At 36.7% G+C, this 13,738-nt stretch carries 15 protein-coding genes and 2 pseudogenes; 4 read left to right on the top strand and 13 right to left on the bottom strand.

Annotated elements, in window-relative coordinates; genetic code table 11:
- Positions 1 to 123, top strand: a 123-nt coding sequence (locus I6E24_RS12440; protein WP_235328547.1) for a transposase, incomplete at its 5' end; no start/stop codon positions are given.
- A pseudogene (locus tag I6E24_RS12435) lies at positions 124 to 615 on the top strand (TraX family protein); the annotation flags it as partial. It lies immediately after the preceding gene.
- 99 nt (positions 616 to 714) lie between these two features.
- Here I6E24_RS12435 and I6E24_RS17370 read toward each other — a convergent pair.
- The 11 genes and pseudogenes from I6E24_RS17370 to I6E24_RS12380 form a co-directional block, all read right to left on the bottom strand.
- A pseudogene (locus tag I6E24_RS17370) lies at positions 715 to 789 on the bottom strand (transposase); the annotation flags it as partial.
- Positions 790 to 885: 96 nt separating this feature from the next.
- Entirely contained in the window at positions 886 to 3,129 is a 2,244-nt protein-coding gene (locus I6E24_RS12425) for a hypothetical protein (RefSeq protein ID WP_235328863.1), read from the bottom strand.
- Between the two features lie 414 nt (positions 3,130 to 3,543).
- Positions 3,544 to 4,080 carry an RtcB family protein gene (locus I6E24_RS12420; RefSeq protein ID WP_235328862.1) on the bottom strand — a complete coding sequence of 179 codons (537 nt, stop codon included), beginning with the start codon at positions 4,078 to 4,080 and terminating at the stop codon, positions 3,544 to 3,546.
- Positions 4,081 to 4,092: 12 nt separating this feature from the next.
- Complete coding sequence (locus tag I6E24_RS12415) at positions 4,093 to 4,812, bottom strand: RtcB family protein (RefSeq protein ID WP_235328861.1); 720 nt, start codon at positions 4,810 to 4,812, stop codon at positions 4,093 to 4,095.
- Between the two features lie 8 nt (positions 4,813 to 4,820).
- A complete protein-coding gene (locus I6E24_RS12410) occupies positions 4,821 to 5,792 on the bottom strand; it encodes an FtsZ/tubulin family protein (protein ID WP_138273754.1) in 972 nt (323 codons plus the stop codon).
- Between the two features lie 422 nt (positions 5,793 to 6,214).
- Positions 6,215 to 6,694 (bottom strand): hypothetical protein, encoded by a 480-nt coding sequence (locus I6E24_RS12405; RefSeq protein WP_235328859.1) that lies wholly within the window; start codon positions 6,692 to 6,694, stop codon positions 6,215 to 6,217.
- Positions 6,691 to 7,089: a hypothetical protein gene (locus I6E24_RS12400; protein WP_235328858.1), complete on the bottom strand. Its 399-nt coding sequence runs from the start codon at positions 7,087 to 7,089 to the stop codon at positions 6,691 to 6,693. Before I6E24_RS12400 ends, I6E24_RS12405 begins: the two co-directional genes overlap by 4 nt.
- 5 nt (positions 7,090 to 7,094) lie before the next feature.
- Positions 7,095 to 7,790, bottom strand: a complete 696-nt coding sequence (locus I6E24_RS12395) for a hypothetical protein (protein WP_235328857.1) — start codon at positions 7,788 to 7,790, stop codon at positions 7,095 to 7,097.
- A gap of 95 nt (positions 7,791 to 7,885) precedes the next feature.
- Positions 7,886 to 8,107, bottom strand: coding sequence for a DUF6140 family protein (locus tag I6E24_RS12390; RefSeq protein ID WP_138273752.1), 222 nt, complete (start codon positions 8,105 to 8,107; stop codon positions 7,886 to 7,888).
- A gap of 468 nt (positions 8,108 to 8,575) precedes the next feature.
- Complete coding sequence (locus tag I6E24_RS12385; protein WP_138273751.1) at positions 8,576 to 9,028, bottom strand: DIP1984 family protein; 453 nt, start codon at positions 9,026 to 9,028, stop codon at positions 8,576 to 8,578.
- A gap of 100 nt (positions 9,029 to 9,128) precedes the next feature.
- On the bottom strand, positions 9,129 to 10,169 hold the full coding sequence (locus I6E24_RS12380) for a DUF6557 family protein (protein ID WP_138273750.1): 1,041 nt from the start codon (positions 10,167 to 10,169) through the stop codon (positions 9,129 to 9,131).
- Between the two features lie 142 nt (positions 10,170 to 10,311).
- Between I6E24_RS12380 and I6E24_RS12375 the strand changes: the two genes are divergently transcribed.
- Together I6E24_RS12375 and I6E24_RS17235 are read left to right on the top strand one after the other, a co-directional pair.
- Positions 10,312 to 11,280: a hypothetical protein gene (locus I6E24_RS12375; protein ID WP_138273749.1), complete on the top strand. Its 969-nt coding sequence runs from the start codon at positions 10,312 to 10,314 to the stop codon at positions 11,278 to 11,280.
- 265 nt (positions 11,281 to 11,545) lie between these two features.
- A complete protein-coding gene (locus I6E24_RS17235; protein WP_259026531.1) occupies positions 11,546 to 11,668 on the top strand; it encodes a hypothetical protein in 123 nt (40 codons plus the stop codon).
- A 122-nt stretch (positions 11,669 to 11,790) separates the two neighbouring features.
- Here I6E24_RS17235 and I6E24_RS12370 read toward each other — a convergent pair whose 3' ends face one another.
- Entirely contained in the window at positions 11,791 to 12,501 is a 711-nt protein-coding gene (locus tag I6E24_RS12370) for a metallophosphoesterase (protein ID WP_138273748.1), read from the bottom strand.
- A partial coding sequence (locus I6E24_RS12365; protein WP_235328856.1) for a hypothetical protein occupies positions 12,488 to 13,738 on the bottom strand: 1,251 nt, incomplete at its 5' end. The genes I6E24_RS12365 and I6E24_RS12370, both read right to left, overlap by 14 nt.

The raw sequence follows: 13,738 nt of genomic DNA, 5'->3' as shown, positions 1-13,738 counted from the left end.
GAAGGAATCAACAACAAGATAAAGGTCTTGAAGAGAGCGGCATACGGATTTAGGGATGAACGATACTTTGAGCTAAGGTTATATGCACTCCATGATTGCCGCATCACGCGAAATGTCGGATGAACCAGAAACAGGTACAGGTATTTCTTTACTCTGTTGGGCTTTGCCGTAATCAGTGAAATACCCTGGTATCTGCTGAATGGTTCTGACGGGACACATAATGTGATGTTTACACTGGCTTTAGGTGTGGCCACGCTTATGGTTCTTGAAAATCTTCTGCAACGTAGTTTGGTACTGGGGTTTATTTGGATAGTTGGCATGGCCGGACTCGCTTCATGGCTTGGAGTGGATTATGAGTGGAGAGGGATTCTTATTATTGTTATATTTTACCTTTTTAATGGATATGGTCAGTCTTTCCCATATAGTAGAGGTATGCAATTTTTTTGCACATTTGCTTTAATTATACACTATGGAGTAATTAGTGCTGTAATGGCCTGCATGATTTTATATCTGTATAATGGGACAAGAGGGTTTGTACAGGGAAGCATAGCCAAATATGGGTTCTATGCTTTTTACACAATTCATTTACTAATAATACATACCTTTCTTGATTAGAAAATTGGTATAAATGCCAAAGATACCAAACTCTGAAAAGTCATTCGTCTTCATTAAAAGAAGAGCTGATTTTAGGCAAACAATGCTTACTCTTTACCTAACCAAAGGCTTGCCTACTTTTAGCTGTTCAATAGTCTTGTTCTTGATATTCTCAAAATCAAATTCTTCTTTTATAAAAAACTGTGTTAGCAAAGTTAATATTTTATTCTTTGCTAACACAGTTTAATTTACATCCTCCTAACCCACGTATTATTTTATTTTTTTAAAGATTTAGTGTACCATCTTCTCAAGTTCATTTGCTCTTTCTTTAGAAATGCCAAGACTTTCACGTTCTCTATCCAACAATCGACGTACTCGTTCACTTATATCTCCGTTTTCGCACATTTCCTTGTAAGTCTCGATATATTCTTTTTCGTTATCTGTAAGTGAAGGTAGTGCTTGATTTTCTATTTCTTTGGCTCTTTCTTCGGATATGCCCAATTTAATTCTTTTACGCTCCAGATATTTACGATCTTCCTGAGTGATGTCACCACCATCTTCTATACAGAAGAGTACTTCTTCTTTATATTTTTCTTCATTTGAAGTCAACACATCTGACGTATCTTGTTCTAAAAAAGAAGTTTCTGTGTTATCCAAATAGACATTCATACCTTGCCGGATATTTGTAAGGGTTACTCCGTCAAGAAATAGTATCACATGCTCATTCCCCGCTTCACCTTTTCCTATCATAGTGAGGTTAACATTGACTTCCTTAACTTCCGATTTGAATACAGAATGCTCATCGCCCACGATTACTTTGTCTCCTTTCTTGACATTCTTAATTAATGTACCGATAATGCCTACACCCAATGCTCCGTCCTCTCCTATCGGGCAGAACTTTTCAATAGGCATCAGCAATCTTTCTTTTTCTGGTAATTTGATTGTATCCTGCGGTAAAGTAGAGCTATCGAATTCATCTAAAGGCTTGAACCGGACATTCAATTCCCATTCCGTTTCATTGACAGAACTGAACGTACTATCTGTTGACGTAGAATAATTGGCAGACACATTTGCCATTAGACTTTGGAATGCTCCTTGGACTTCGTTGATGCGGTTCTGTGACAGATTGGATGTTTCAAAAGAAGACACTCGCTTATTAAAACCTAATAAACTGCCTTCAAGGCGTTGGTGGATAAAAGTCTGAATCTCCGAGTCGTTGAGTGCCCAAATCAAATCATCGGGACAATAGGGGTATCTTTTCGGCAAGAAAGTCTGCTCCAAAAACATTTCGTTTCTGCTGCTATTGTTCAATGAATGAGAGGCTTTTCCTGAGGTATTGAAAGATCCATTCGCAAATTTATATCCTCCCTCTGCATGAACATCGTAAGAAGAAATAACAGACTGCGAAATCTTTTCTCCTTTCAGACAACGAGCCGTAATTTGAGTTGCCCCCAAGCATTGGAATAATCTACACATTTCCTGTATCCTTTCATGGAATAACTGGATCTGTGCATTTTCGAAAGGCAAATAAACTGGGCGCAACGGATGGGCATAATATAGGGTGTTAGGTTGTGGATGGCCGACAGGGAAGGACATGTTTTTTGGTAGCTCGTTTATTGCAAAAACATATTTGATGGTATCTGTTTCGTCATAGCATCCTCCTATATGGTCTAAATCTTGTACAGTAAAAATGAATTGGCGGTCATGATAAGAACGGTTAAAAAATGTTCCTTCTCCATTTATAATGTCCATTACGTTTAAGGGAACAAGCTCACCACAAAATTCAAGCATATCGATATTTTCTTCCATACTGGAATTTTGGTTGAGTATAAACGAATCTTTGCTCATACATGATGCCAATAGCTCTTCTTTAGTTCGTCCTTCAATACCATATCCTAAGTATTGTATTAGGAAATCTTCACCTTGTTTACCTGAAATCAACCACTTTGCTTCTTGCTTTTCATCATCGTTCTGAGCATAAGGCAGTCCCAGAATTGCAGTCCGTACCGCTTCTACATATTCTCCTTTGTTATGAAGGCATCTTGATTTCAGATTTAGTAACGTACATATCCAATCTTCAGTATCATCATCTAATAAATTAATAGCCGCATTTACATTCTTCAAAGCTTCTTCTTTGGCAATTTCTATCATCTGATCAAGCTCATTATTTTTTTCATCAGAGAGACTGATGTAGTTTTCTTTTCTGTATTCATGCAACTCATTAACTTCTATTTTCCATCTACAGGCTTTGTAATAATATGTCACCATCTTTTCGCAAGCAAGAAGTGGTTCGTTTTCTATCCAATTATCTGCCATCGATTGAAAAGTATCATTGTCAACATCGTCTGAAGCATACGATTCTTGGATTGTTTCCCATTGCGCTTCATGTTCTTGTAGCCATTGGTCTTCTTCCGTTCCGTCAAGTTTGTTCACCACATCCCCTACTTTTGAGGATATATAATCTCCCAATTGGTTGTTTGAATCCGCTTTATAAATATCTTTAGCTGTCTTAAGTATTGATTTAAAGAATCCCATAATTGTATTTTTAAAATTTTATCATTTAAATATTTTTATAATGCAGGTGTTTGAATTCCTTTATTACTGTCATCGGGATGGCGTTTACAAGTATCTGTCACAAGCAATCTAACGTTAGGGAACTTGTGACCGCAATACTCCCAATAAAAATCACATGAATTCGGTATAAAAAAGTTCTCTTAAAAGTTGATAGTCACTGTATTATTTTGTAGTATTAAATTTGACAAGCAACAAGCTACAAATTAACAAAATGATTACCAAGGATAAAGTTATGAAAAATTTCAGTGTTATTGATAAGTTTAATAAGAATTCTGGTATTGAATTGAAAAAAATATTCCTCCAGTAACTGAACTGACGTTTTAAAATGAATGACTTGAAGTATATTCTTAGCCTTTAGCAGATATCGAAATCATATTAGATATCGGCAGCCTTGAAATTAAATACAAGCATTATTACATTTTCAATATCAACAGTATCCTTAATGTTATCCATGATTTCATGTTTTGATTTATAAACCATAGGAGACTCGTCTTTGGTATATTCTGTTACTGTTTCACTATATACATCCTCTATCGATTTTTTGAAATCCTCCAGACTTATCTCCTTAAATGCCTGACTACGGCTCATGATTCTTCCTGCACCATGAGGTGCAGAAAAGTTCCAGTCTTCATTGCCTTTCCCGATACAAATCAAAGAACCGTCACGCATGTTCAACGGTATGATACATTTCTCACCCAATCTTGCCGATATAGTACCTTTTCTGATTATATTATCATTACCAATATAATTGTGGACACTTTCAAAAGGCTGAAAATCCTCTTCAGATGAAACAAGACCTTTTTCCACGATAAAATCCATAATCAGATTTACGATCAGTTTACGGTTTATCTGTGCCCAATACTGGCAGATACACATATCATGCAGATAGTATTCCCTAAACTGACCTTCCAAATAACATAAATCCTATGGTATGGTCAGTTTATGGGTATTAAATGAGTTGTGAAGATTTCTGATGACACCCTGTAATTCACTTTTTCTCCCAGCCAGTTTGTATTCTGCAATAATACGATTTTTTTCTTCCATCAGTTTGTCCCATCCGGACTGACATTTTACTGCAAGTTTCTGATAAATATCTGCTACCTGCTTTCTTAAATTACGGCTTCCGGTATGCACCACAAGGTAATAAAGACCTGATTCGTCTTTGTCCAATTCTATAAAATGATTTCCACCACCAAGTGAACCTATTGATTTATACAATCTGCTAACTTCCTTCAATTCACGATAACAGCGCAACTGCAATATCAGTTGTTTTGCATTATGATACAAATCTGAATATTTTTGCGGCAATGGCAGATACTGCTCATCCCTAAAATCACGTTCTGAAGGAATAGCATGGAGGATATATTCATTCAAAGCATGGAAGTCGATAGAACTGTTGCAGGAGAACGGTTGAACCAACATACCACACCCTATATCCACTCCCACGATATTAGGAATAACCTTGTCACCCAAATTACCGGTGAAACCTATAACACATCCTGCTCCGGCATGTACATCCGGCATAATACGAATCTTGCAGTCACTGAATACATCAATGGACAGCAGCTGTCTGATTTGTTCAATAGCAGTATCTTCTATATTGTCTGTGAATATCTTCACATCATATCCGCATATCGTCTTCATAAGAATTTTTAATTACGTTTGGTGAATATATCGATTCTGAAGATGTTTTTCTCCATATCAGGGTCATGAATCATCGTCCATTTTGTCTGAGTGTCTTTTGTCAGTTTATTCATAATATCAGCAGATACTATCATATCCAGAAATTTGCGAACTAAATCATCATTGGTATCTCTATTATAATAAATTGCCACAATCAAATTGGATATATCATCTAAAGTGTGATATTTCGTTGGAAGATTTTTCAGCAGATCACTCAATTCCACATCCAGATAATCAATATTTCCAGACAACATAAAGAAATCTATAAATTTTGTATCAGAGTAGTATCTCAAGAAACTTCTGACATCATTAAAATCAAAACAAATAAGACTGTGTTTCACTATCATATTTATAAATGAGCATACAAAACTAATTACTTTTCTGTCGGCCTCATTATATAAATCTGAAATGGTGCTGCAAGGCAAAACATCATAGTCCACAACAAAAATCCCATCTACTAATTTTCCTATTTCGTCAAGAAGCCGTAAAGCATTTTCCCTCTTCTCCAGTCCTTCGGACGAGTGAGGTAATGTGACAACAAGTAATTTTACCTTTATTTGCATGTCAACAGCTTTTTGTAGAAAAGCTCTTATACAGCCTTCTCCTGTACCTCCACCAAGGCATACTATAAAGCAGGACAGTATTTTATCGGTAATGATTTTCTCTATGCTTGGTGATATTTTCTGACACTCTGATTCTGCAAGACTTCTGTCATTTCCACTACCTAATCCATCTGCTCCTATCAGGTATTTATGCGGTAATGACAGTTCCTCCATTTCTTTTCTGTTCATACCAAACACACTTAACTCTGTATCGGTCAACTTACAAGTCTGTATTTTGTTCACTATTCTGCCGGCTCCGCCGCCAATACCAATTATTGAAATAACAGGTTTAGATTCTTTTGGAAAAACAAATGGAAATTCTAAATTATTATCCTCCATATATACTTTTCTTTATTATATCATACACAATAAACATCCTTCTTCTTAAAAGAAAATAAACTGGCAGTAACATAAATACCAAAAATGCCAATACATAAACAACAGTGCGTTGAAATACTGTAAATCCAGAAATATCAGGATGTGACAATATACTGCGTAAAGGTTTCATTATTTTAATATTTAAACAATCAGGTTGGGAACAGGAACATCCATTCGGCATCAGTTTGTGATGCCAGGACAAAGACAAGGACAAAAGCAAAGTCAAAGACCGGGTAACATTCAAACCTCATATGGTATATATTACCCGTCGTGTTTTAAGTTAAACATGTCTCAAACTAATCCTCATAAATAATGACTGATGATACTGTTCCCGTAAAGAAAGAATTGATATACCTTATGACATCAGCTTCTTCCAACCTGATTTATTCTTCCAATAAGGATAACTTCTCGTATGTAGTCTGAAGTGCATCTGGAACGATAATCTTCAGTTTGGATACACGACCAGATTCCTTTATCTGCCACTCTTTATATTGTGAAAACATCCGTTTGTACTGCAATGAAGCTTTTTCTAGTTCAGACTTATATTTCTGTTGAGATTCCAGATTCAACCGGTCAGACTCCCTTTTCAATGCAAACTTGATACGGTTAAGTTTACGCTCATTCTGTCTGTGTATCTTTTGCAGTTCAAAGAAGACTTCTTCCACCTTCTCCTGGCTTACCGAAACTGTATGGGAGTAAATTAAGGTATCCTTTCCTGTTCCATCTGCTGTATAAGGTTTCATCGTCTTGGTTAAAAGTTCTTCTCTGGCATCCGAAAACTTTCCTCCGGGATGGATATATTTTCCTATGGTTGCGGCTATAGCTTCAAGTGTAAAATAACGGTTTCGTTCTTTCACATTCATTTCAGCAATAAGGTCTTCCGCACGTATTTCTTTCGGAAGTTCTGTCTTTTCAATAACAGGATATCCGAATGACTGACACCATTCATCAAATGCTGTATCTCCCTTTCTTTGGCTTTTATAGCTTCGCGCATCCAGGCACAAAAAGCATTCATTTCTGCGATTTCTTCAAGCAGCCCCTTAACTTCAGATAAACTCTTCTCATCATAACCTAAGCTGACTGTCTTTCCGCTTTCGGAGAGTGAGCCGACAATATCCACTTTCGTAGTAATGAAACTCATATTCTTGAGTTTTGCTTCATTGCCCAAAATGGTTTCCTGCGCAAGGTCAGCTAAATGGGATGCAGAAGTTGAAGTCACCCCCTTTTCCGAAAAGAATACCTCATTTACTTTCTCCATAAATATTAATCCAATTTCTTGAATTCAAAATCGTTTTTACTGCAACATGCTTTCTGATAGTCAAATCCATACAGACGCATATATGCTTCCTTAATTTCCTTTGCACCGTTATAGAACGGATCTGTTGTATGAATATCTGTAGTAACGATTACTTTCATTTCAGGAGTCAACACTGTATCGCTTGTCCTTTTAATCCGCTTCGGAGTTATTTCAAATGACCTGTCCTCCGTGTTTATAAATCCAACTGATGCCATCATGAGATTATCAAAAATCAGATTACAGAAGCACGAATCCTCAATTATATTATTTGTTAGTTCATCCATAATTAGACAAGGTGTTCTTTCATTCCAGTCTCTATACTCCTCTGGTAACCAACCTGTCCCCCAAACCCATTCTTTACCCCTACATGGGTAAGTGTCATAAGGTTCTTCGAGAAAATCATAATAAATTGCAAAGTCACCTTCATTGTCAAATTCGTATATAAGCCATAAAACCCTTTTCTTACTACTTATCCGATAACGGAAATGCCTTATCAGGCAAGGATGTTCAAAGTATGAAAAACCATGAAAATCTATTTGTAAGGAAGGATGCAATTTTTCGACCTTTTTCCCAACCCGTTTTAAAGCTTCAGATATAGGACCTCTAAGCACTTCTTCTATAATCTCATTCTTTAATGAAATAACTGAAAGAGCCTCTTTCATGAGATTTTGATTGAAAGAGATTTCATGTAGTATCTGACTCGCAGAATTTACTTTATTCTTTTTAAACAATGATGTCAGGGGGATCTTCATCTGAGCTAATCCAATTTCTTAAATTCAAAATCATTTTTGCTACAACACGCTTTTTGGTAGTCGAATCCATACAGGCGCATATACGCTTCCTTCAATTCCTTTGCACCGTTGTAGAACGGGTCAGTAGTGTGTTGCTGTGTTGTAACTGTCACCACCATTTCAGGAGTCAGTACCGTTCCGTTTGTTCTTTTTATTCTCTTTGGAGTTACTTTGAATACTTTTGACATAATGCTTTCACTTTAAAGGTTTACAATTAAGGTTCCCACTACCCACCCTCGTTTCTACATAACCGATATATGGTAATACCGTTGTTCTGCCACATTCAAGGCTGTACTACATGCTCATGTACGCAATGCTGGAAATGCCCGACAAAATAACTTGCTTGTGTCCCCAAGCCATAAGATTTCAGATTTTTCCAGACAGATTGGATGAATATCGCCTTTATGCAAAACTACCTCAATTTGTTTCCCTCTATTCCCGCCCTCATTCTTTATATGATCAATACACGGTAATGATAACAGCTATGAACTGCTATTGATAAATGCTTGACTATGCAAGGCTATTAGATATACGTTTGTGAATGATACAAGAAGTACACGAAAAAACGACTCGCCTATATCCCTCAGCTAAAAGAAGTTTAATCTTATCAAATGATAAGCCGTATTGCCTTCATATAAGAATTACACCAGATTATTTTATAGCAAATCCACAGTCCAGTTGATGCTCTGTATAAGGTTGTCAAGTTCTCTGAGCTGTTTGCAATATGCGTCCGTTTCCTTGCGCAATTCCGCCACATCTACTGTCCTCACATATCTGATTTCATTTCTTCCGTATCTGGTTTCTGTTTCTGTAACGTGTTTCAGTACTTCACGCATCAGTGAGACTCTTGCTGAAAGAGAATCGCGACGAGCAAGCATTCTGGTCAGATTCTCCCCATTATGCGTAATCTGCATATTGGTACAGTTTATCTGATAGACCAGTTTCTCCTGCTTTTCAAGGCAGGAATCCAGTTCCAAAAACAGTGCTTTTACATCCTCGGCAGGAGTATCGCCCTCCTGAACCTTGGCACTGTCCTTCAATCTACCTTTCAGTTGGCTGATTCTTCTTTGCAAATCAGCCCTGTTGCTAAGTGCTTCTGCTAATTTCATAACGCTGCTGTTTTAAATTGACAATGCAAAGTTATTGCCCGTGATATGCCATATTGAGGCATTGAAAAAAAATATTTTTTCTTTTCGACGCAAATTTTCGCTATTCTTTGAGATTGAATATCCGTTTTTGGTTCTCATGCGACATTTCTTCTGTTCCCCCATAATAGGTTATTTCCCACAATAGTCCGGCTGTAAGTTCCAGTGGAGTAATTTCCACATCTTCATCAATGAGGATATCCATTCCTAAAATTTCCGCCCATGAATGATAGTTTGCCATAGGACAATCTCGCAGGTTATCTGCTTTTGAATAAACCGAACAGTTCATATCAATCATGGGGGTGCAGCTTTCCCAACGGCAAACCAACTTTATATAATAATCTGAAGGCTCTTCTTGTATGGCTTGAATGGACTGGTAAATCTTCTTCCATTTATTCAAATCCAACCGTTTTGCGAGTTCAGGAGCATTGTATCTCCATAATTTCAAAAAAGGTTGTAGAATTTCTTCAAACTCGTATTGCTCTAATAAGTATTTGAAGGTGACAACCCCGAAAGAAGAATTTTTTTCATCTTTTAGTTTCATGAAACATGATACGTTAAAACAATGAGTTGACAACAAATCCAAGTTTTTCCCTCCTTGTGAATGAATATGACCGAACAGATGATAGGCTGGTCTTGATTTTTCCATCCAATCTTTCAGCTTTTCGTTACCGTCATCTTCATCAAGTATACTTTTTGGAGGAAAGTGTGTAATAAGTATATCGGTATATGCTGGAACAGGAGATTGAGTATCCGAATAAAGGTTACTCCGTAAAGTCTTGCAACTTATAGAGTAGAAAGATATTCCTTCATATTCCATTCCGTTATCGTATAGACATACGATATTGTCCGGGAACAGCGACTTGAGTTTCTCCGGATAATAATCAAACAGAATCTCATGGTTGCCCGGAACAAATATACGTAACCTAGCTGGTATCTTTGAATACCAACTCAGAAAGTCTTTCAGGTCTTCCTCTGAAAAGTTTGAGATAGCATCTCCTGCACAAATCAGTATGTCGGTATCTGAGGGTATTCTCCAATTCCGGTGCATCCCGTGCGTATCCGAGAATGCAAAGATGCGTTGTCCTTTATAGTTGAAATACATGGTTTTGATTTTATTGTCAATACAAAGTTGTTACTCGGTATATGCCAAACCAAGGCATCGAATATATTTTTATTTTTAATGCCTCAGTTTGGCATATGTGGTCTTATAAATTTGCAGGGTAAACAGATTAACCAATTCATATATGACAGTAAAAGAACTTTTTATGAGTGTCAGTTTTGATGAACTTCTTCCGTTTTTGAAAGATTTCGAGGAAGATCATCTTGACAATATCTATGCATTCCGTGAGGCGTATGATATTTTAAGGAATATGGAGCCAAACACGGATTATCAGGGTGAAGTAATCATAAGTTGTAATACCAAAGTGAATCATCAAATTATTAACATCCGCCACTTGGATGACGATGTTTGGGAGAATGAACTGGCAAAAGAAATAAACTTTAAAGGCGACAGCAAGCCGGATATGCGTGAAGTTGCCATGCGCTGTTTATGGGAGTTGACATTTTACGGTTTCTCTCCGTCTCAAAGAATTTCTACTTTTGATAAAATGTTTAACGGATGTAAACCGGTATTGCGTTACGAGATTGCGCTTGACAAATTGGAGGAAAGTATATGGAAACATCAGACACCTCGCAGACTGCGACATAAGGATGAGAATGGAAGAAGACTGATAATCTGTAATTCCTCACGTAAATTCGGATTTGACAGAAAAATGAACCGTTCTAAAAGAAAACGTGAATACCGTCAAGATAAACGAGAGAAATATCTCAAAATAATGTCTGCACGTGAAAGGTTGATTTCCATCCTTTCCGCTCCGGGTAGTAGTTTTTCATATAGAGATGTAGAATTTATATTTAATATAAAATATGGATGTCGGTACTGTTATAATTCTGTGACTAACGAAAATGGAAGTCGGTTGAACTATATCTTCGAATCCATAAAGAAATATCAACAACTTGATTTGAGCCGTTATGACAGTGCTATTGTTTTCATCAGTATGCCATCCGAATATCCGGTTGATGAAACGGAAACGGATTCTTTCAAGAGCAATGTACAGCAACTGTTAGGATATAAGAATATTCTTTGGGGTAACATAAAGACAACCGATGATTCTAAAGAAATAGAAGTGATGTTAATGTTAAACAAAACTTGATTCAACTCAATTTTATATTGTATTTATGAAAGAGAAAAACAAATGGCAGCACAAGGTTAATTACAAAAAGAGCAAAGAGGGTTATGCCGATGTGAGCTATGAGGATACATAGTGTCTGGATATGACATTGGCACGTATCATAGCTAATCATCTTCGTGCTTTCTTGAAAGCAGAAAAAGGACCTTGAGGCGGATGTCCGGGAATAATTGTTGAAAAATATGGCTCGGAAAAATGTCACGATGTATGGCTGAACACAATCCGTAAAATGATTTATGCTTTTGAAGAATACCAGCGGAATGACAAATACGATATTGACGAAGAAAAACGTGATCGTATCAGAGAGGGAATGCAGATGTTCATTGATTACTACCGTAACTTGTGGGTCTGAAAATTAAAAGGATGAAGTCGGTTTGCCGTGCACTAACTTCATCCTTTTGTGATTATTTCAACATTGTTAGTTCTTGAATATCAAGCAGACGGAATTTAGCTCCCGTTATCTCATCCAAACTCTCAGCAGAAGCATGAAAATGACCGTAGAACCAGTTGGAAAGGAGGATGTCCGTTTTCTATGAGCCATTCATACAACCGGCTAAAATCTTTCCGTTCCTTATCCAAGTCGGAAGCCAATTCGTTATCATTGGCACAGAAATGTTCTACATCTACCTTGGTTAGCGGAGGACAGAAATACGGTGCGGAATGGGTGATTACCGTATCAATCTTTATATCTTCAATTTGAAGAATCTGCAACTCTTCCTCATCATACCTGAAAGATTCGTTTTTCCAATATAAAGGCAACAGCTTTTTACCAAGTATTCGATTATAGTCCATCTGCGAAAGTCTGAATTGCCTGTCAATGGAAACGGCACCACCTACGCATAGGATATTGTGCCCTTTCGTATACACAATGGTATAATCCGGCAAAGTTTTCATATACGAATAGTCAATCAGTTCCTTCTCAAAGAACAAAGGGGCGTCATAATTGCCACGTACCATGAGCAAAATCACGTTTTGCTTTTTCAACTTCATATGCAGTTTCTGTTTATACAGGTCATCATAATAGGCCAGTTTGTTGAATCCGAATCCGCAATCTCCGGCAATAATGACAAGCGCATTCTCTATTCCTTTCTGCACGACATTGAAAGCGAGCGTTTCAAACTCGCCATGAATGTCGCCACATACTACAACAAAATCTTCCCTGTATGATAAGTCAAGGTATTGCATTATCAACAAAAACTTTTTTGTATTCCATGTAATCGTTAATACACCGTTCTAATTCTCTTGTTAAATCCTCTGTAGTATTTATTAGACAGGCGTCTATTACCAATTTATCTGTAAAAGGGGTTTTCTTATCAATAAGACGAATATCTCCTTCATACATGTCAATCCATCCCCACGATTGCCAATGGAATTTATATGGAAAAGATTTATGTACATATTCAAACTGTATATTCCATCCCCAAAAGAAATCACAATTTATCTCAATTTTTTGATTGGTATATATTTTCCCTTCCTGTTTATCATTATCTAAAATTTTACCTCCATATAACGAAGATAATATTTCATTCCGCTTATTTGCTATTACATATTTTTTCCAATCAGCTTTGGCGTTACTTGGATATAAGACATTATTATGAAGAAGACAATCACTGACTATATAATCCAATAAGTTTGTGGAAACGAGGTCTTCTTGCAATCTTTTTTGAATATTATCAGAACTCATCAAAACTGATTGATAATTATCTTCTATTTCAATATTATCCGAAATTAAAATCTCATGGATAGGCTTCATCCATTTCTTATCCAACAAGACAGTTCTCCAAGAGCTACCAGCATTATCAAAAGTCATACCCTCAAATAAAGACCAATCCATAAACTTGCTAATGAAGTAACGCAATAGCATGGTATCTTTTTGATACGCACCCTCCTTACCAAAGAACACTTGTGTATTGTTCCATTTCCGATTAAAATTCCTCCAATTCCATTCTCCATTTTCATTACGGAACAGGAAACGTACCGCTCCTTTGAAAAAGGCATATTTCTCTGCTGAAACAATTATTTCCTCCCAATTGATATCCTCGATAATCTTCTTGGCTTTTTCTCGTTCCTCGTTTTGTTGCTCTGATGCAACATTCGATTTTATAGTTTCATCAGAAGCCAAAAATCCATAAATTTCATGGCTATGCAAGCCCAATTCATCAATAAGCCTTAAGCTTCCAATCATAGATTCGATGCTGTTGATATTTCCATTCGCTACTAAATTCCAAACGACACGCATCCAACGATTGAAACTTTCTTTTTCATATTTCCCTAATTCAAAATATCTGCAAATCGCATGAAAAGCAACCCTTTGCGATTGGGTTAGAGCCGTTATGGTATCATCCTCATATTCTGGAATAAAACGAAAACTATCTTGTTTATCCCATAAAGGAAGAAACTCCTTTTGAATATCTTTTAAAGC

This window comes from Bacteroides caecigallinarum (assembly GCF_021530995.1).
GTDB lineage: Bacteria > Bacteroidota > Bacteroidia > Bacteroidales > Bacteroidaceae > Phocaeicola > Phocaeicola faecigallinarum.
Note: the sequence above shows the minus strand (reverse complement) of the source record. Positions and strands in the feature narration are given on the sequence as shown.

Excerpts from the sequence above, each read along its gene's own strand:
- I6E24_RS12425 (WP_235328863.1), bottom strand. The coding sequence starts at position 3,129 with ATGGGATTCTTTAAATCAATACTTAAGACAGCTAAAGATATTTATAAA.
- I6E24_RS12415 (WP_235328861.1), bottom strand. The coding sequence starts at position 4,812 with ATGAAGACGATATGCGGATATGATGTGAAGATATTCACAGACAATATA.
- I6E24_RS12410 (WP_138273754.1), bottom strand. The coding sequence starts at position 5,792 with ATGGAGGATAATAATTTAGAATTTCCATTTGTTTTTCCAAAAGAATCT.
- I6E24_RS12405 (WP_235328859.1), bottom strand. The coding sequence starts at position 6,694 with ATGAATGTGAAAGAACGAAACCGTTATTTTACACTTGAAGCTATAGCC.
- I6E24_RS12400 (WP_235328858.1), bottom strand. The coding sequence starts at position 7,089 with ATGGAGAAAGTAAATGAGGTATTCTTTTCGGAAAAGGGGGTGACTTCA.
- I6E24_RS12395 (WP_235328857.1), bottom strand. The coding sequence starts at position 7,790 with ATGAAAGAGGCTCTTTCAGTTATTTCATTAAAGAATGAGATTATAGAA.
- I6E24_RS12390 (WP_138273752.1), bottom strand. The coding sequence starts at position 8,107 with ATGTCAAAAGTATTCAAAGTAACTCCAAAGAGAATAAAAAGAACAAAC.
- I6E24_RS12385 (WP_138273751.1), bottom strand. The coding sequence starts at position 9,028 with ATGAAATTAGCAGAAGCACTTAGCAACAGGGCTGATTTGCAAAGAAGA.
- I6E24_RS12380 (WP_138273750.1), bottom strand. The coding sequence starts at position 10,169 with ATGTATTTCAACTATAAAGGACAACGCATCTTTGCATTCTCGGATACG.
- I6E24_RS12375 (WP_138273749.1), top strand. The coding sequence starts at position 10,312 with ATGACAGTAAAAGAACTTTTTATGAGTGTCAGTTTTGATGAACTTCTT.
- I6E24_RS17235 (WP_259026531.1), top strand. The coding sequence starts at position 11,546 with ATGATTTATGCTTTTGAAGAATACCAGCGGAATGACAAATACGATATT.
- I6E24_RS12370 (WP_138273748.1), bottom strand. The coding sequence starts at position 12,501 with ATGCAATACCTTGACTTATCATACAGGGAAGATTTTGTTGTAGTATGT.